At 58.1% G+C, this 17067-nt stretch carries 17 protein-coding genes; 9 read left to right on the top strand and 8 right to left on the bottom strand.

The genetic code is table 11. The features are described 5' to 3' along the window. The first annotated feature begins 40 nt into the window (after positions 1-40). Together AGR13A_RS10770 and AGR13A_RS10765 are read left to right on the top strand one after the other, a co-directional pair. The gene (locus AGR13A_RS10770; protein WP_035220259.1) at positions 41-1243 is read left to right on the top strand and encodes a pyridoxal phosphate-dependent aminotransferase; all 1203 of its coding nucleotides are present in this window, start codon (positions 41-43) and stop codon (positions 1241-1243) included. A 219-nt stretch (positions 1244-1462) separates the two neighbouring features. Beyond that, on the top strand, positions 1463-2152 hold the full coding sequence (locus AGR13A_RS10765) for a hypothetical protein (RefSeq protein ID WP_080835366.1): 690 nt from the start codon (positions 1463-1465) through the stop codon (positions 2150-2152). A 99-nt stretch (positions 2153-2251) separates the two neighbouring features. Here the strand turns inward: AGR13A_RS10765 and AGR13A_RS10760 are convergent, their stop codons facing one another. Further along, on the bottom strand, positions 2252-3358 hold the full coding sequence (locus AGR13A_RS10760) for a calcium:proton antiporter (protein WP_080835360.1): 1107 nt from the start codon (positions 3356-3358) through the stop codon (positions 2252-2254). A gap of 195 nt (positions 3359-3553) precedes the next feature. Between AGR13A_RS10760 and AGR13A_RS10750 the strand changes: the two genes are divergently transcribed. Continuing rightward, positions 3554-3820, top strand: coding sequence for a DUF2188 domain-containing protein (locus AGR13A_RS10750; RefSeq protein ID WP_035220261.1), 267 nt, complete (start codon positions 3554-3556; stop codon positions 3818-3820). A gap of 19 nt (positions 3821-3839) precedes the next feature. Here the strand turns inward: AGR13A_RS10750 and AGR13A_RS10745 are convergent, their stop codons facing one another. Then, complete coding sequence (locus tag AGR13A_RS10745; RefSeq protein ID WP_080835355.1) at positions 3840-4784, bottom strand: LysR family transcriptional regulator; 945 nt, start codon at positions 4782-4784, stop codon at positions 3840-3842. An 89-nt stretch (positions 4785-4873) separates the two neighbouring features. On the opposite strand from AGR13A_RS10745, the gene AGR13A_RS10740 reads away from it, so the two are divergent. Together AGR13A_RS10740 and AGR13A_RS10735 are read left to right on the top strand one after the other, a co-directional pair. Continuing rightward, a complete protein-coding gene (locus AGR13A_RS10740) occupies positions 4874-5911 on the top strand; it encodes an NAD(P)H-binding protein (protein ID WP_080835353.1) in 1038 nt (345 codons plus the stop codon). Next, on the top strand, positions 5911-6300 hold the full coding sequence (locus AGR13A_RS10735) for a DUF6220 domain-containing protein (protein WP_080835349.1): 390 nt from the start codon (positions 5911-5913) through the stop codon (positions 6298-6300). Before AGR13A_RS10740 ends, AGR13A_RS10735 begins: the two co-directional genes overlap by 1 nt. A gap of 58 nt (positions 6301-6358) precedes the next feature. On the opposite strand, the gene AGR13A_RS10730 is transcribed toward AGR13A_RS10735, so the two are convergent. The 4 genes from AGR13A_RS10730 to trxB all read right to left on the bottom strand — a co-directional run bounded on the left by AGR13A_RS10730 (position 6359) and on the right by trxB (position 10389). After that, the gene (locus AGR13A_RS10730) at positions 6359-7471 is read right to left on the bottom strand and encodes an alkene reductase (RefSeq protein ID WP_080835346.1); all 1113 of its coding nucleotides are present in this window, start codon (positions 7469-7471) and stop codon (positions 6359-6361) included. A 131-nt stretch (positions 7472-7602) separates the two neighbouring features. Then, positions 7603-7893 carry an ArsR/SmtB family transcription factor gene (locus AGR13A_RS10725; protein WP_003494718.1) on the bottom strand — a complete coding sequence of 97 codons (291 nt, stop codon included), beginning with the start codon at positions 7891-7893 and terminating at the stop codon, positions 7603-7605. Positions 7894-8493: 600 nt separating this feature from the next. Next, positions 8494-9390 carry a LysR family transcriptional regulator VtlR gene (locus AGR13A_RS10720; protein ID WP_020011327.1) on the bottom strand — a complete coding sequence of 299 codons (897 nt, stop codon included), beginning with the start codon at positions 9388-9390 and terminating at the stop codon, positions 8494-8496. Positions 9391-9414: 24 nt separating this feature from the next. Further along, positions 9415-10389, bottom strand: a complete 975-nt coding sequence (trxB, locus tag AGR13A_RS10715; protein ID WP_035220716.1) for a thioredoxin-disulfide reductase — start codon at positions 10387-10389, stop codon at positions 9415-9417. 265 nt (positions 10390-10654) lie between these two features. On the opposite strand from trxB, the gene AGR13A_RS10710 reads away from it, so the two are divergent. Next, positions 10655-11122, top strand: a complete 468-nt coding sequence (locus tag AGR13A_RS10710; RefSeq protein WP_003494724.1) for an Lrp/AsnC family transcriptional regulator — start codon at positions 10655-10657, stop codon at positions 11120-11122. A gap of 31 nt (positions 11123-11153) precedes the next feature. Here the strand turns inward: AGR13A_RS10710 and AGR13A_RS10705 are convergent, their stop codons facing one another. Together AGR13A_RS10705 and greA are read right to left on the bottom strand one after the other, a co-directional pair. Further along, on the bottom strand, positions 11154-12209 hold the full coding sequence (locus tag AGR13A_RS10705) for a glycosyltransferase family 4 protein (RefSeq protein ID WP_080835343.1): 1056 nt from the start codon (positions 12207-12209) through the stop codon (positions 11154-11156). A 91-nt stretch (positions 12210-12300) separates the two neighbouring features. Further along, positions 12301-12777, bottom strand: coding sequence for a transcription elongation factor GreA (greA, locus tag AGR13A_RS10700; RefSeq protein ID WP_003522847.1), 477 nt, complete (start codon positions 12775-12777; stop codon positions 12301-12303). Between the two features lie 221 nt (positions 12778-12998). Between greA and AGR13A_RS10695 the strand changes: the two genes are divergently transcribed. The 3 genes from AGR13A_RS10695 to AGR13A_RS10685 all read left to right on the top strand — a co-directional run bounded on the left by AGR13A_RS10695 (position 12999) and on the right by AGR13A_RS10685 (position 16965). Further along, complete coding sequence (locus AGR13A_RS10695; protein WP_080835338.1) at positions 12999-14231, top strand: putative DNA modification/repair radical SAM protein; 1233 nt, start codon at positions 12999-13001, stop codon at positions 14229-14231. Further along, positions 14231-15676 carry a UdgX family uracil-DNA binding protein gene (locus AGR13A_RS10690; protein ID WP_080835335.1) on the top strand — a complete coding sequence of 482 codons (1446 nt, stop codon included), beginning with the start codon at positions 14231-14233 and terminating at the stop codon, positions 15674-15676. Before AGR13A_RS10695 ends, AGR13A_RS10690 begins: the two co-directional genes overlap by 1 nt. A 149-nt stretch (positions 15677-15825) precedes the next feature. Next, positions 15826-16965 (top strand): GGDEF domain-containing protein, encoded by a 1140-nt coding sequence (locus AGR13A_RS10685; RefSeq protein ID WP_080835332.1) that lies wholly within the window; start codon positions 15826-15828, stop codon positions 16963-16965. Positions 16966-17067: the final 102 nt, after the last annotated feature.

Here is a 17067-nt window from a genome sequence, read left to right as displayed (position 1 = left end):
CTGCCTCTGCCGATGTCAACCACAACAGGACCGATTAAAAATGGCCTTCCTTGCCGACATTCTCTCCCGCGTAAAGCCATCCGCCACCATCGCTGTTACCCAGAAAGCCCGCGAGCTTAAAGCGAAGGGCCGTGATGTGATCAGCCTTGGCGCGGGCGAGCCGGATTTCGATACGCCCGAAAACATCAAGGAAGCGGCCATTGAGGCCATCAAGCGCGGCGAGACGAAATACACGCCCGTTTCCGGTATTCCGGAACTGCGCAAGGCGATTGCCGACAAGTTCAAGCGCGAAAACGGCCTGGACTACAAGCCGGAGCAGACGATTGTCGGCACGGGCGGCAAGCAGATCCTTTTCAACGCCTTCATGGCCACCCTCAACCCGGGTGACGAAGTCGTCATTCCCGCGCCTTACTGGGTCAGCTATCCGGAAATGGTGGCGATCTGCGGCGGTACGCCCGTATTCGTCGACACCACTCTGGAAGACAATTTCAAACTGAAGCCGGAAGCGCTGGAAAAGGCGATCACGCCGAAGACCAAGTGGTTCGTGTTCAACTCGCCGTCCAACCCCTCGGGTGCTGCCTATTCGCATGACGAGCTGAAGGCGCTGACGGACGTGCTGGTCAAGCATCCGCATGTCTGGGTGCTGACCGACGACATGTATGAGCACCTGACCTATGGCGATTTCAAATTCGTCACGCCGGTCGAAGTGGAGCCTTCGCTCTATGACCGCACGCTGACGATGAACGGCGTTTCCAAGGCCTATGCCATGACCGGCTGGCGTATCGGCTATGCCGCTGGCCCGCTGCCGCTGATCAAGGCCATGGACATGATCCAGGGCCAGCAGACCTCGGGCGCCAGCTCCATCGCGCAATGGGCGGCTGTCGAAGCGCTGAACGGCACGCAGGATTTCATTCCGACCAACAAGAAGATCTTCGAAGGTCGCCGTGACCTCGTCGTCTCCATGCTCAACCAGGCCAAGGGCATCAATTGCCCGGCACCGGAAGGCGCGTTCTACGTCTATCCGTCCTGCGCCGGCATGATCGGCAAGACTGCGCCGTCGGGCAAGGTCATCGAGTCGGATGTGGATTTCGTCTCCGAGCTTCTGGAAGCCGAAGGCGTTGCCGTCGTGCAGGGATCGGCCTTCGGCCTTGGCCCGAACTTCCGCATTTCCTACGCCACGTCGGAAGCGCTGCTGGAAGAGGCCTGCAAGCGCATCCAGCGCTTCTGCGCCGATTGCCGCTGATCGGTTGTTGCGATTTTGAAGGAAGCCCGGCAGCGATGCCGGGCTTTTTTGTTTAATAACTAGCGTCTTTCGCATTTTGCAAAACTATAAATTAGAATAATTTGGTATTAATTCTAAATAATTACTGATTTTATTTATTGATTATAATTGTTGTTATTTTGTTTATAGTTGAATAATAATCGTATTTGTATTTCGATTTTTTCTAAAAAAGAGTATTTTATGATGCTTGACGAATTAGTTGTTGACGGGCTGCCTGAGAGAGAATTCTGTAAGGAAATTGAAGATCTACTCAGAGGAGACGAAGCTGATGTGGCTGCCGATCGCCTCAAGTCGCTGCTTAGCGCAGTTTGCGGCCCAGGCCGCCCGCTTCCTTCACGCTTTCTAAGCGTCAGCCCAAAAAGCATTGAGTTGATCGGGTGGTCAAATTTGCCAGCGCGCATCACGGACTACGATCGTGGTGACAACGAGATTAGTGCGATCGGAATCGATCTAAGCTGGCCAGGGCATATAGGGCTAGAGCCGAACGACGACGGATTGCTTGATCCCGTCATCGAGACGAACTTCTATTCGGACGACACATGGCCTTTCTCTACTTCCGACCGCGCCGGTCTTCTTTCGGGATACGATCAATACTCATGCGCTTGGCAAGGGGGATTTGAGGAGATTGACGACACAGTCCAGATCAACGGCATTTCCGACCTCTATGGCGCCGTTTATTTATTGAAGGGGATCACCGAACCGGAATCGCAAACCGCAAGAGTGTTGGGGGCGTGCTATATCGTCGTTTTGATATACTTGGCATTGCGGGATTGTGCGCCTCGCGATGTACTGTCGCGTCCAGTCGCCGTCATTTTGGGGAGCAATGAGGACTACCCGTACTTCAATGCGCCAGTCTTCGCCGCAAGATAGGTGAGCATGTATCGTCGCTGGCCAGTCGAAAACGTCAAAGCTTCGCGGCTGATATTTTTCGATGCCTTTGCTGCTCGCATATCGACCGGTGATCAGACTCTAAAGCCCAAGAAACAGCAGCATGATGAACGTGGCGAAGAGAATGAAATGGGTCATTCCCTCGATCGCGTTGGTTTCACCGTCATTGAGATTGATGGCGGCGGCGATGAGGGTGATGAAGACCATGACGGTCTGAACTGGCGTCATCGCCATGATGAAGGGCTGGCCGGTGTAAAGCGCGATGCCTTCCATGACCGGGACGGTGAGGATGACCGTCGACAGTGACGCGCCCATGGCGATATTGACGACGGCCTGCATGCGGTTGCGCAATGCGGATCGGAGTGCGGTCAGGATTTCCGGTGAGGCAGAGATCGTCGCTACCACGACCGCCATCAGTGCCGGTGGCGCGCTCGTGCCTTCGAGGCTCTCACTCAGGAAGGCCGCCATGAATTCCGCCAGCACGCCGATCAGCACCACACCGGCGATGATGAGGCCGATGGAGAGGGAGACGCTGCCTTCCTCCTCCTCTTCTGCGTGGCTGTCGGAAGGTTGACCGGCCGGGTGCGCCTTGCGGGGATAGGCGTAGCTGAAGAAATAGCTGTGCGGGCCTACCTGCATTTTCAGGAACAATGCATAAAGCGCGATCATGGCGACGATGGTGAAGGCGGAGTAGACATGCCAGCTTTCATCGGGAATGAATTCCGGCACGATCATCGAGATACCCATGGCAGTCAGGATCATGACGCCATAGGTCTTGCCTGAATCGTCATTATAGGGCTGTTCGCCGTGGCGCAGGCCGCCGAGCAGGGCGGCCAGACCCAGAATGCCGTTGATGTCGATCATCACGGCGGAATAGATCGTGTCGCGCACAAGGGTTGGCGAGCTGGATTCGCTCATGATGATGGCAAGGATCAGCACTTCCACCGCCACCGCCGACAGTGTCAGGATCATGGTGCCATAGGGATCGCCGACCTTGGCGGCGAGGATTTCGGCGTGATGGGCAACCCGCATCGACACCAGAATGATCATGCCGATGAGCGCGATGGCGGCTATGAGAGACGCCGTTTTGCCAGCCTCGAATATTGTATGTTCGGCCATATAGGCGACGATTGCCGCCGGTGTTGCCAGGAGCAGCATGCGCTCCTGCTTCAGAATAGAACCCGCCATCGATTTCCCTTCCCCGTGCCAGTCCAAGGCTGTGACGTATCGTCCTTCAGATCAAGCAGGATTTGCGCTTGAGTGCTTTTGGTAGGATAGTGGTGTTGCAGGACATGCTGCTCATGCCGTGGTGTTCCCGTCGGATGCAATGCTTGAAACGCGGTTGTGGTTGCCATGTCGCCTACTGAAACAGGAGGAACATGCATGACCAAAGTGGTCTATGAAATCGTCGAGCATGACGGAGGCTTTGCCTACCGCATGAATGGCGCTTATTCAGAAACCTTCCCTTCCTATGCCGATGCGGTCGAGGCTGCACGCATCGTTGCTGCCGAGCAGCAGGTGGAGGGTGATGACGAGGAAATCAGCTATCAGGACGAGCGCGGCCAATGGCACGAGGAATATAGCCAGGGCGGTGATCGGCCGGAAGCCGAGGTGGTCGACAAGACTTCATCTCCGGCCAGACCTTTTTGAAAAACAGGCGTGAACAGTCCTAGCGCCGTTGCGGCGGGGCGTTCGGATCGGTTTCCTTGAGATGGAGCTTGAGGCCTTCGACAAGGGCGCTGAACACGGCCCGGCATCGCGGTGAGGTCTTGAGGTTTTCGTGCATCGCGACCCAGGTGTGTAGCGGAATGTCGATTTTCGGAAGGACCTGGACGAGACGCGGATCCTTGCGCGCCAGACCGATCTGGCAGACGCCGATGCCCGCGCTGGCGCGGATCATGGCAAGCTGGGCGAGGTTGCTGTCGGCGCGGATTTCGAAGGAAATCTCTTCAATATCGGGTATTTCCGGATCGAGCGAACGCATCCGCTGAATAGCCGCCCGGATAAAGGGCGTCTTGCGGTCGAAACCGACCATGCGGTGGTGGTTGAGGTCCTCCATGCTTTCCGGGGCGCCGGCTTTTGCCAGATAATCGCGCGTCGCATGAAATCCCAGGCGAAAATTGCCAATGTAGCGCATGACGATCGCATCCTGCTGCGGTTCGGTCATGCGAATGGCTATATCGGCCTCACGCCGTAAAAGGTCTTCCAGCGTATCGGAGAGCGACAGCTCGATTTCAAGACGCGGATGAACTTCCTGCATGGCTGCGATGATCGGCGGCAGCATTTCCACGCCGATAATATCCGATGCGCTGATACGCACGGTGCCTTCAATCTTGCCCACCTCACCCGAGGCCGCGCGCATGAGGGCTGCGGTCGTCGCCGCCAGATTTTCCGCATAGGGCCGGAGAGCAAGGGCCGCCTCAGTCGGCATCAGCCCGTGCGGCGAGCGGATGAAGAGCGGAAAGCCGACAGCCTCTTCCAGCGCGCCGATATGGCGTCCCGCCGTCGGCTGGGTGATGCCGAGTTCGCGGGCGGCGGCGGAAAGCGAACCGTCGCTTAGCACGCTGAGGAAGGTGCGGTAAAAATCCCAGCTGATGTCGCGGCTTCTGGTCATAATATTTTGTATAGCCGCTCCACTGATTTCGATAATTTCGTATACCGCGGAACGGGACGATACTCCAGCCCATAACAAGGAGTACGGCGATGATATATGAAAACCAGGCAAATACGGCTGAGAATGCCAGGCCTTTGGCCCTGATCGTCGGGGCAAATGGCGGTGTCGGCAGCCAGATTTCGAAGATGCTGCTGCTGCGCGGCTGGCGGGTGAGGGCGATGACACGTCAGCCGGTGTCCGCCTCAGCGACAGATGGTGTCGAGCGCGTGACCGGCGATGCCATGAACCGGCAGGATGTGGTGGAGGCCGCAAAAGGCGCGCAGCTTGTCGTCCATGCGGTCAATCCTCCCGGATATCGCAACTGGGACAGGCAGGTGCTGCCAATGCTGGACAACAGCATTGCCGCTGCTGAAGCCTGTGGAGCGAGGATCGTGTTTCCCGGCAGCGTCTATAATTTCGGCCCGGACGCCTTTCCGCTTTTGACGGAAGACAGCCCGCAAAAGCCCTTTACCCGCAAGGGCACGCTGCGTGTGGAGATGGAACGACGGCTGAAAATGGCGTCGATGCGCGGCGTGCCGGTGCTGATTGTCCGCGCCGGGGATTTTTTCGGGCCGGATGCAAAAAACAACTGGTTTTCGCAGATGCTGGTGCGGCCGGGAAAGCCGGTCCGCAGCGTCCAGAATCCCGCAGCACCCCATGCGGGACATCAATGGGCGTACCTGCCTGATGTGGCCGAGACGATCGGGCGACTGCTTGATCGCGCCGAGGAGCTCTCGACCTTTGCGGTCTATCACATGGAGGGTTTCTGGGATTTCGATGGGTTGCAGCTGGTCGGTGCGATCGAACGGGCCGTTGGCCATCCGGTCAAGCGGCGGCGGCTATCCTGGTTGGGCATAAAGCTGGCGGCGCCCTTCGTTCCCCTGTTCCGGGAGGTGCTGGAAATGCAATATCTCTGGCAGATGCCGATCCGGATGAGCAACCGCAACCTCACGGATTTTCTCGGAACGGAACCGAAAACGCCGATCGATGTGGCGGTATCCACGACATTGGCGAGCCTCGGCTGCCTTGAAGAGGTGCCGAAAGCGGCGGGCCTTCATCATCCGGCCGATGCCGGGGGCAGGGTGTGATGGCGACCGCGGTGAACGGGATGTCCGCTCGGCGCCGACTATTCGCGTTGATTTCGGCCATTGTGCCGGTGCTGATTTTTGCGCAGGTGCTGCTGGCCGGACTGTCGATCTATTATGACGGATCACTGATTTCGCTGCACAAGGGGCTTGGCATGTTGATCGCCATTCCCATCGTGTCGCTGGTGGTCCTTGCCCTGCGCTACGACGAGGTTCGACCCAACCTTGCCCGCGCGGTCGCGCTGCTGGCTCTCTACTGCTTCCAGGTGGCCCTGATGAGCATCGGGCGGGAAACCGGAAGTGGCCTGCTGCAGGCGCTGCATGTGGCCAATGCCTTCGTCATGGGGGCGTTTTCCGATTTTGCCGCGCGGCAGGCGCGCAGCCTGTCCTGAAACGGCAAACGCCGCACTGCCATGGAGCGGTGCGGCGTTTTGGATTTGTCGATGATTATCAGCCAAGAGCCGGATAGTCGGTATAGCCTTCAGCTCCGCCACCATAGAAGGTCGGCTGGTTCGGCTCGTTCAGCGGTGCGTCATCCTTCAGGCGGCGCACCAGATCCGGATTGGCGATGAAGGCCTTGCCGAAGGCCACGGCATCGACCTTGCCGCTTTCCACCGCCTCGATGGCGCTCTGGCGGTCGTAGCCGTTGTTGGCGATCCACAGGCCCTTGCCGCCGGCATTGCGATAGGCGGCCTTGAAGGCGGCGTAATCGAAGGGCTTGTCGCCCTGCTTGAAGTCGCGGGGACCACCCGTTGCACCTTCAACAACATGGATGAAGGCGAGACCCCGCTTGCCAAGCTCTTCCGCCACATAGTTATAAAGCGGCTGCGGATCGGCCTCGAAAATGTCGTTGGCGGGGGTAACGGGAGAAAGGCGGATGCCGGTGCGACCGGCGCCAATCTCTTCCGCAACCGCATCCACGACTTCCAGCAGGAAGCGGGCGCGGTTTTCGATGGAGCCACCATACTCATCGGTGCGCTGGTTGGTGCTGGATTTCAGGAACTGCTCGATCAGATAACCATTGGCGGCATGGATTTCGACGCCGTCAAAACCGGCCTCAAGCGCTGCGCGTGCACCGGTGCGGTAATCTTCAAGGATAAGGCCGATATCGTCGATGGTCAGTGCACGCGGCTCGGAGGTTTCCGCAAAGGCGCCGGTGCCGTCATCATTGATGATATAGGTCTTCGACTTGGCGGGGATGGCCGAAGGGGCGACAGGCTGGCCGCCATGCGGCTGGAGCGACGTGTGGGAAATGCGCCCTACGTGCCAGATCTGCGCGACAATCTTGCCGCCTGCCGAATGCACGCCGTCGGTGATCTTTTTCCAGCCTTCGACCGCTTCCTGCTTGTAGAGGCCGGGAACATCCGCATAACCCTGACCCTGCTGGGAAATCGGTGTGCCTTCCGTGACGATCAGCCCGGCTGTCGCGCGCTGTTCGTAATAGGTGGCGTTGAGATTATTGGGAATTGCCCCCGGCGAACGGTTGCGGGTGAGGGGGGCCATGACGATACGGTTGGCGAGTGCGATATCGCCGGCCTGTGCCGGTTCGAAAAGACTGGTCATGCGACTTCACTTTCTGGTCGGTTGGCGAAATTGCGCGGGGGACGCGCTCTCTGTTTGTTTCGGGCATCGAACCCTGTGAAACCCGGATTACCGTCTTCGGTTCGATGCCCTGGTCTTGAAGCTTGGGAGGCTCAAAGATTGGCTTGCAGATAATTGCGGAAGGCGTCGATCGTTTCCTCGTTACGTTCGAAAAACACCCATTGCCCGACTTTCTTCGACCTTATAAGGCCAGCTGCCTGCAGAACCGCCAGATGGGACGACACGGTCGATTGCGACAGGCCGCTGATCTGGAACTGGTTGGCGCATACACCCATGCTGAGCGGATGATCCTGACAGAAGTGGTTTTCCGGACACTTCAGCCATTCAAGGAACTTCAGCCTTGCAGGGTGGGAAAGGGCTTTGAGGATTTCCTCCGGGTTCATCTGCGCTTCTCTAATATCTGGTAGGTTCGATATTTATATCGATAATTCCCGATATACAATTCACGTATCCGTGAAGGCTATCGACCGTTGCCATGCAGCTTCCAAAAAAGAAGGCCGCTGGATTTCTCCGCGGCCTGACAAGTTTGAAGGTCAAAACCTCCAGAGGGGAACAGCTGTCGCGTGCATAGGCAAGCGTGACAGCTGATTGAAATATGGGAGCGGCAATAATGCAAAACAAGGTTGCATCATGCGATATTTCGCGAAATTGGGGAAAATTCTTGCAGGTAAAAAAAGAGGGCCGCCGGATAGATCCAGGGCCCTTTAAGTGTGAAGGTCAAAAACCTCCAGAGGGGAACAGCTGATGCGGTGGAACTGGGAGGAAAAGCCACCGTGTGCATCAGCTGAGAGCGATATGGTGCTTTTTTGTGCACGAAACAACTCTTTTTTGTGCAGGTCAGGCATGCGTATCACGCAGGTCTGCATATTTCCGGTATATTTTCTGTGCAAAGCTGGCATGGAGCGCACCCGGCGCATGGCTGCGCCGGACAGGCCAACTCCATGAAATAGTATGATGTTTTGTGGCGTTGGCCTATTTAAACGTCAGAAATTCCAGTTTCGGGCTTTTGCCACGATGAAGTCTCTGAAGGCTTTCAGCTTTGCAGCGTTTTTCATCTCGTCCGGATAGCAGAAGTAGGTATCGAACGAGGGAATATCGGCGGCGAGTGACAGCTGAATCAATCCGGGGTCGCGGCCGACGATGTAATCCGGCAGGCAGGCGATGCCTATGCCCAGCAGGCAGGCGCGCTTGATCGAGGTCTGGCTGTTGATCTGCAGATGCGGCGTGCGCGTATTGTCGGAGGAGCGTCCGGCATTCTCCAGCCAGTTGACATCAAGCAGATAGTTGGGCGCCGGTTCGCCGAAGGAGATGATGCGGTGATTGTCCAGATCCTCGATCGACTGCGGTTCGCCGTGACGATTGATGTAGGACGGTGCGGCATAGACGTGCATGTGCACCGTGAACAGCTTGCGCTGGATGAGATCAGACTGTTGCGGCTGGCGCAGGCGGATGGCGCAATCGGCATGGCGCATGTTCACGTCCAGCTCCTCATTGTCGAGGATGAGCTGGATCGACATTTCCGGATAGAGTTGCAGGAATTCCTGCACCTTGTCCGTCAGCCAGCCCTGGCCGAGACCGACCGTCGTTGTCACGCGCAGCTTGCCGCTCGGCTTCTCCGTCGTTTCGGTGAGCTGCATCTTGACGGTTTCGAGCTTCAGCAGCACGTCATGGGCGGTGCGGTACAGCAACTCGCCCTGTTCCGTGAGAATGAGGCCGCGAGCGTGGCGATGGAACAGCTTGACGCCGACATCCTGCTCCAGCGCGCTGACCTGACGGCTGATGGCCGACTGGGACAAATGCAGCTTGTCGGCAGCGTGGGTAAAGGACCCCGCTTCGGCAGCCGCATGAAAAATGCGCAGTTTATCCCAGTCCAAGGGCATTGCCATGCCTATCCTGCCTTTCGGTTATTCCGCTGCGACCGCGAGCGGTTGTTGCGCGGTGAGATAACGTTCCGCTTCCAGCGCGGCCATGCAGCCCATGCCGGCGGCGGTGATCGCCTGACGGTAAATGTCGTCGGTGACGTCGCCGGCTGCGAAGATGCCTTCCACGTCGGTTGCCGTGGAATCGGGGGCGGTCCACATGTAGCCGTTGTCCTTCAGCTTCACCTTGCCCTTGAAGAGTTCAACCGCCGGCGCATGGCCGATGGCAACGAAGACGCCGTCGATGGGGAATTCGCTGATCGTGCCGGTTTTGGTGTCGCGCAGCTTCACGCCGGAAACGGAGGGTGGCATTGGCGGCTTTGCGGGCGCACCGGTAATTTCAGCGATCTCCGTGTTCCAGAGAATCTTGACGTTTTCCTTGGCGAACAGCCGTTCCTGCAGGATTTTTTCCGAGCGGAAACTGTCGCGGCGGTGCACGACGGTGACCGATTTGGCGATATGGGCAAGGTACAGCGCTTCTTCCACGGCGGAGTTGCCGCCGCCGACCACGATCACATCCTTGTTGCGATAGAAGAAACCGTCGCAGGTGGCGCAGGCGGAAACACCAAAGCCCTGGAAATGCTGCTCGCTCTCAATGCCGAGCCACTTGGCCTTGGCGCCGGTGGCGATGATCAGCGTGTCGGCGGTCCAGACCTGACCGGAATCGGTCTTGGCCACGAAAGGCCGGGTCGTGGTGTCAACTTCGGTGACGAGGTCGCTGACGATTTCCGCGCCCACATGCGTCGCCTGCTTCAGCATCTGATCCATCAGCCAGGGGCCCTGGATCGGATCGGCGAAGCCCGGATAGTTTTCGACATCGGTAGTGATCATCAGCTGACCGCCCTGTTCCATGCCGGCAATCAGCACGGGTTTGAGCATTGCGCGGGCCGCGTAGATCGCCGCGGTATAACCGGCGGGACCAGAGCCTATGATCAATACCTTCGTGTGGCGGGCAGACATGGGAAACATTCCTTTCAATAGCGGGGTCTTTCGCAACGGTGCCTTTTTGCACCGAGCCTTCCAGCCGCATGACGGCGGACGGGCAACACCCCTTCATTGCCCGGTATTTAAGGTTGTCTAGTGCCTTTATTCAAGGGCAGCCTTGCGTTACCAACAAGGCAGTTGTGGATGTGCGCGCAATTTTGTGACCGGCCGGCGGCATATTCTTGCGAATCCCGCGCCGAATAGTACAAGGAACTTCTCCAGCTTAACGAGGAACGTCTCCGTGACCAGCGTCGAACTCGATGCCATCGATCTGAAAATCCTGCGCGAATTGCAGCGCGACGGGCGCATGACCAATGTGGAACTGGCCGAAAGGGTCGGTATTTCCGCTCCGCCCTGCCTCAGGCGCGTCCGCAAGCTGGAAGAGGCGGGCGTGATCGAGGGTTATCACGCCATGTTGAACGCGCCGAAGCTCGGTTTCGATCTTGTCGCCTTCTGCATGGTCGGTCTCAAGCGTCAGTCGGACAGCAATCTGAAGGCCTTTGCCGCGGCAACCGCCGGCTGGTCGCTGGTGCGGCAGGCCTGGATGGTGTCAGGCGAAAGCGATTTTCTGCTGCATTGCGTTGCCAGAAATCTGACGGAGTTTCAGGATTTCGTCATCGAGGTTCTGACGGCGGACGAAAATGTCGATACGGTGCGCACCATGCTCACCATCCGGCAGGTCAAGCGGGTCGGTCTGGTGGAAATCTGATCGGCAGGCTTTATTCTTGCCTTGAGGTGCATTACCCGCGCCGCAAAGCCTCATAGACTTCGCCGAGACTTGTCGCCTCTTTTTCAAGCGGGAATGTGCTGCGCACATGCGCGAGACCGGCACGGGCGTGGCTTTCGGCCAGAGCCGGATCGGCAAGATAGGTCCTTATCGCATCCCTGAGCGATGCATAGTCATCCGCTTCAACGACTGCGCCGGTTGCGCCCTTGACGATCATTTCCTCATAGGCGCCGGCAGTGCTGGCGACGACGGCCGTTTCCGACGCCATGGCCTCTAGTGGTGTCAAGCCGAAACCTTCGTTGCGCGACGGCGCGACATAGAGCGTCAGCCGCCGGTACCACGGCTTGATGTCGTCCACCTCACCCTGAAACACGATGCGGTCCGAAAGGCCGGCGGCCTTGACGCCGGCCTCAAGTGTTTCGGCAAAAGCCTTGTGTTCCGCCGTCACACGGCCGGAAACCACGGCTGTCCATTGCGGGTAGTCGTGCAGGAGTTCGATCATGGCGCGCACGAAGAGATCGGTGCCCTTCTGGTGGCGCACCCGTCCAAAGCAGCCGATCAGGTACTGGCCCGGAAGACCCGTCGCGGCGATGCTGTCCTCGGCTGTGGTTGCGGGATGGAACAGGTCTGTATCGACGCCATGCATCACGACGCGATGGGGCACTTCCAGAAACGAGCCGGAGCGGGTGCTGGTCGCGACCACGGCGTCCATTTTCGAAATCAGAAAACGGGTATAGGCGGAATGCCGCCTTTGCGCTGCCGAGGTGAACAGCAGCTTCACCTTCATGCGCAGCACATCGCGCATGAAAATACCCGGCAACATTTCAAGATTGCGGCGGGCATGCCAGATGCGCGGGCCGCCCTGCGGGCCGTTTTGCCAGAGCCGCCACAGATCGCGGAAGCGCACATGCGGCAGATGCGTCGGCAGGCCCGGCCCGATGACGGCCACTTTCTGCCCCAGCCGGTTCTGCACCGGAATGAGCTGAACGATGGTGGAGGTGACGCCGGAGAGCCTGCGTTTGAAGTTCGGCGCAAGCACCTGCACATCTTTCAGACTGACGTGGGACAAGATGGGCTTCCGTCTTTGCGGCTAATGCGGGGGGATTGAAGACGTCAAAAAAAGCAATGCGCCCGCCTGGGGCGCATTGCGCGTGAGGGCATCAGCCCCACTGTACCGCGAGAATCTCGTAGCCCTTGGCGCCGCCGGGGGCGTTGACTTCGATGCTGTCGCCGACTTCCTTGCCGATGAGGGCGCGGGCGATCGGCGAGGAAATGGAAATGCGACCGGCCTTCACATCGGCTTCCTGGTCGCCGACGATCTGATAGGTCTTTTCCTCGTCGCTGTCTTCGTCCACCAGTTTCACGGTGGCGCCGAACTTGATCTTCGAACCGGACATCTTGGAAAGGTCGATGACCTCCGCGCGTGCGGTCAGGTCTTCGAGTTCGGTGATGCGGCCTTCATTGTGGCTTTGCGCTTCCTTGGCAGCATGGTACTCGGCGTTTTCCGAAAGGTCGCCATGGGCGCGCGCTTCCGCAATCGCCTCGATGATACGGGGACGTTCCTCCTGCTGGCGCCAACGCAGCTCCTCCTGCAGCTTGACGAACCCACCCTGAGTCATCGGTACTTTTTCTACCATTTTTTTATCCTTCGCAGTCCTGTCGCTTTACTTGCAGACACAAAAAGAAACAGGTTCCGGAGAGGAACTCCGGAACCATGCCAAAATCATAACTGAGCCGACTATATCAGAAGACGACAGCGAAATGCCAGCAAATTTGAGGCAGGAATATTTCTTCATTTATTCAGCGCCTTAACCGACAAGATTGACATTTTTCAATAGAACATATAGTGAACATAATCATGAAGAAGTCAATCAGGCAACGGCTGGCCATTCTTTCCGATGCGGCCAAATACGATGCGTCCTGCGCCTCCAGCGGCACGACGAAACGCAACTCTGCCGCGTCCGGCGGGCTTGGTTCCACAGAGGGGTCTGGCATTTGCCATGCCTATGCGCCGGACGGGCGCTGCATTTCGTTGCTGAAAATCCTGCTCACCAATTTCTGCATTTATGATTGCGCCTATTGCATCAACCGTTCTTCCAGCAATGTCGAGCGGGCGCGGTTTACTGCCGAGGAGGTGGTGTGGCTGACGCTGGAGTTCTACCGGCGCAATTATATCGAGGGGCTGTTTTTGTCCTCCGGCATCATCCGCTCTTCCGATCATACGATGGAAGAAATGGTGCGGGTGGCGCGGGAACTGCGCGTCACACATGGGTTTCGCGGTTACATCCATCTGAAATCCATTCCCGAAGCATCGCCAAAGCTCATTGAGGAGGCGGGGCTTTACGCTGACAGGCTGTCGATCAATATCGAATTGCGGACGGATAGCGGCGTCAATCGTTTCGCACCGGAAAAGCAGCCTGCCAATATTCGCCGCTCGATGGCCGACATCCGGCTGAAGATCGAGGAGGCGGGGGAGCCGACCGTCCGGACACGCAAGACCAAACGTTTTGCTCCCGCCGGGCAGAGCACGCAGATGATCGTGGGGGCTGACGGGGCCGATGACAGCACCATTCTTTCCACCAGCGCCCGGCTTTATGGCAGTTACGGTTTGCGGCGCGTTTATTATTCGGCCTTCAGCCCCATTCCCGATTCGTCGAAGAACCTGCCGCTCATCAAGCCGCCTTTGATGCGGGAACACCGGCTTTACCAGGCGGACTGGCTTTATCGTTTTTACGGTTTCGATATTGGCGAGATAACCGCGATCGGCGGCGATGGCATGCTCGATCTCGATATCGACCCGAAGCTGGCCTGGGCGCTCAAAAATCGCGAGCGCTTTCCGGTGGATGTCAATGTGGCGGATCGGGAAATGCTGCTGCGCGTGCCCGGCTTCGGCACCAAGACCGTGGCTTCAGTCCTGTCGTCACGCCGCTTCCGGCGGTTGCGGCTGGAGGATATCGCCCGCTTTGGCGTTTCCCTCAAAAAGGTGAAGGCCTTTATCGTGGCGGAAGGCTGGACGCCGGGCAAGCTGACCGAGCGGCCCGATCTGCGGGCGATGTTTGCACCGCAGCCCGAACAATTGTCGCTGTTGTGATGTACAGCACGGTTCTGGAAGGGCGGGGCGACTTCAGCGAGTGGCGGGATGCCGCGCGTGCGGCGCTTGCCGCCGATATTCCGCCTGACATGATTGACTGGCGGTTGCGGAATGACGGCGCCGGGCTTTTCGATTTTGCCGGAGAGGCGTTGCCGGTTCCGGGCGCGCGTGGCGCGCAAGTGTCCGTTCCGGCCTCCTTCGTGGCTCTGGCGCAAGCCATTATCTGTCACAGCGATCCGGGCCGTTTCGCGCTGCTTTACCGGTTGCTGTGGCGGCTGAAGCGCGATCGGGCCCTGTTGCAGTTCAAGTCCGATCCGGATGTTTCAGAGGTTCGGCTGCTTGAGAAATCAGTGCGCCGGGATTGTCACAAGATGACGGCCTTCGTCCGTTTCAAGGAATTGCCCCTGCCGCAGGGGCAGGGCGGGCGGCGGCGCTTCGTGGCATGGTTCGAGCCGGATCATTTCATCGTCGAGCGAACGGCCCCGTTTTTCCAGCGGCGATTCACCGACATGGATTGGCTGATTGCGACGCCGAACGGCTCTGCACAATGGGATGGAGATGTGCTCAGGACATCGCGGCAGGCGCTTCCGAAGCCGGAATTGACGGATGAGACGGACGAGCTGTGGCGAACCTATTATGCCAATATATTCAATCCGGCGCGGCTGAAGATAAAGGCGATGACGGCGGAGATGCCGAAGAAATACTGGAAAAATTTGCCGGAAGCGGACCTTATTCCCGGTCTCGTTCTGGGTGCCGAGGCGCGGGTGCTGGAGATGGCGGCGAAGGCGGCAAGCCAGCCGCAGCCATTCCACCACCGCCTGCAGGCCGCCGCCTCGGCGCGGGAAATGCCGCAGCCGGTGCCGGACGGGACGTTGGCGTCGCTGGCGCGGGAGGCCAGCCAATGCACGCGCTGTGCCCTGCATTGCAAGGCGACCCAGACGGTTTTCGGCATGGGGCCGGAGGATGCGAAAGTCATGATTGTCGGTGAACAGCCCGGTGATCATGAGGATCTTGCCGGAAAACCTTTCGTGGGTCCCGCGGGTCAGCTGTTAGACCGGGTTCTGGCCGAAGCCGGCATTGACCGCAAAAAGCTGTATGTCACCAACGCCGTCAAACATTTCAAATACGAAACCCGCGGCAAACGGCGCATTCACCAGCGACCGAACGCTGGTGAAGTGGAGCAATGCCGCTGGTGGCTCAACCGCGAAATTGCGCTGGTGCGACCGAAGCTGGTCGTTGCCATGGGCGCGACGGCGCTTTATGCGCTGACCGGCGGCAAGGAAAAGATATCGGAGATACGGGGTCGCCCGATACCGATGCAGGAAGGGCGGACGCTTTTTATCACCGTGCATCCCTCCTATCTCCTGCGGCTCCCCGATGTGCAGGAGAAAGAACGGGAAATGCTGATGTTCAGAAAGGAGATCGAGTTAATAAATTTATTCTAATAGATTTCTTCTTATATTCGTATATTATTATTTATTTTTACTTGATGTTCTGTCTATATTTTGCCTTTTATTATTTGTCATTATTATTGAAATTTTATAATTAACATTATAATTGCAATTATTCTATTTATTCAATGCGCGGACCTATTATGCTGGGCGAACTTGATCTTGCAACCGTCATACTGATGCAGAAGTGTTCCTACATCGTTGGGTTGCTGAGTTTTATCTATCTGAAGCTCACAAATCGCGGTTTGCGTGGACCGGCTGCCCTGGCGGCTGGCTTTGCTTCCATGACGATCGGCTCCACGCTCGCCGGTTACGGCGAATGGGGCATCATGTCGCCGGTCCTGTGGCAGTTGGGCAGTATCGTCTTCGGTATTGTGGGTTATGCGCTGATCTGGCTCGGCCTGAAAATCCTGAGCGACGGACGTTCTGCCAGCAAGCGGACCATAGTGGCAGTCTGTCTCATCGCCCTGCTGGCGATTGTTCTCGCGCAGCAGGTGGCGGACAATAATGTTTATCGCGCGGCGTTGTTCAACGGCTGCGCAGCTCTGGCCTATCTTGCAGGGTCAGGCGGGCTTTTTGCCCGGTGGCACAGGGAACCGCTTCTGTCCCGTCTGGCGCTCGGCGCAATTTCCGGCATTTCCGGCCTGATTTCGCTTTCGGTGGTGAAGAGCGTGCTTTTCCCCCAATACGCCACCATCGACCTGGTCAATGCGTTTTTCTTCATAATCACGCTGAATTTTGCCATTGCCCTGTTCGTAATGGTGCTGGTGGCCGAACGGTCCGAGCGGAAATTGCTGGTTCTCGCGCATACCGATCCACTCACAGGGGTGAAGAACCGGCGCTTCTTTTTCCAGACCATGCCGGCGGTTCCCGATCCCGCCGATGCGGCCATGCTGCTCGATATCGATCACTTCAAGTCGATCAACGACCGCTTCGGACATGCCGTCGGCGACAGCGTTCTTCAGGAAGTGGCGAAGCGCATCGGCGGCAGCATCCGTGGCGGCGATGTCCTGGCGCGATATGGCGGCGAGGAATTCATCATCTTCCTGCCGGGCGCCGGCGTCCACAAGGCCTGCACGATCGGCGAACGCATTCGCGATGCGGTTTCCGTGACGGAGGTCGATTGCGGCGGTTTGCGTGTCGGCGTGACAATCAGTATCGGCGTTGCGACCACCGGCGAAATGGGCTGCGATCTCCAGACTTTGGCGGAAATGGCGGACCGCGCGCTCTATCGGGCCAAGACAGAAGGACGCAATTGCGTTCGCGAGGCGCTGGCCGCGTGAGGCCTGCCAGTCTTCTATGATCAAAGCAAAACGCCGCGGGCATGGTGACCCGCGACGTTTTGTTATGTCCGCACCGGAAAACCCTTCGGGGCTTCCGCGCCT

Source organism: Agrobacterium genomosp. 13 str. CFBP 6927 (assembly GCA_900012615.1).
Lineage (GTDB): Bacteria > Pseudomonadota > Alphaproteobacteria > Rhizobiales > Rhizobiaceae > Agrobacterium.
This window is presented reverse-complemented; position numbering and strand designations above follow the sequence as displayed.

Bases quoted from the DNA above. Each gene is read 5' to 3' on its own strand.
- AGR13A_RS10770 (WP_035220259.1), top strand. From the start codon at position 41: ATGGCCTTCCTTGCCGACATTCTCTCCCGCGTAAAGCCATCCGCCACC.
- AGR13A_RS10765 (WP_080835366.1), top strand. From the start codon at position 1,463: ATGATGCTTGACGAATTAGTTGTTGACGGGCTGCCTGAGAGAGAATTC.
- AGR13A_RS10760 (WP_080835360.1), bottom strand. From the start codon at position 3,358: ATGGCGGGTTCTATTCTGAAGCAGGAGCGCATGCTGCTCCTGGCAACA.
- AGR13A_RS10750 (WP_035220261.1), top strand. From the start codon at position 3,554: ATGACCAAAGTGGTCTATGAAATCGTCGAGCATGACGGAGGCTTTGCC.
- AGR13A_RS10745 (WP_080835355.1), bottom strand. From the start codon at position 4,784: ATGACCAGAAGCCGCGACATCAGCTGGGATTTTTACCGCACCTTCCTC.
- AGR13A_RS10740 (WP_080835353.1), top strand. From the start codon at position 4,874: ATGATATATGAAAACCAGGCAAATACGGCTGAGAATGCCAGGCCTTTG.
- AGR13A_RS10735 (WP_080835349.1), top strand. From the start codon at position 5,911: ATGGCGACCGCGGTGAACGGGATGTCCGCTCGGCGCCGACTATTCGCG.
- AGR13A_RS10730 (WP_080835346.1), bottom strand. From the start codon at position 7,471: ATGACCAGTCTTTTCGAACCGGCACAGGCCGGCGATATCGCACTCGCC.
- AGR13A_RS10725 (WP_003494718.1), bottom strand. From the start codon at position 7,893: ATGAACCCGGAGGAAATCCTCAAAGCCCTTTCCCACCCTGCAAGGCTG.
- AGR13A_RS10720 (WP_020011327.1), bottom strand. From the start codon at position 9,390: ATGCCCTTGGACTGGGATAAACTGCGCATTTTTCATGCGGCTGCCGAA.
- trxB (WP_035220716.1), bottom strand. From the start codon at position 10,389: ATGTCTGCCCGCCACACGAAGGTATTGATCATAGGCTCTGGTCCCGCC.
- greA (WP_003522847.1), bottom strand. From the start codon at position 12,777: ATGGTAGAAAAAGTACCGATGACTCAGGGTGGGTTCGTCAAGCTGCAG.
- AGR13A_RS10695 (WP_080835338.1), top strand. From the start codon at position 12,999: ATGAAGAAGTCAATCAGGCAACGGCTGGCCATTCTTTCCGATGCGGCC.
- AGR13A_RS10690 (WP_080835335.1), top strand. From the start codon at position 14,231: ATGTACAGCACGGTTCTGGAAGGGCGGGGCGACTTCAGCGAGTGGCGG.
- AGR13A_RS10685 (WP_080835332.1), top strand. From the start codon at position 15,826: ATGCTGGGCGAACTTGATCTTGCAACCGTCATACTGATGCAGAAGTGT.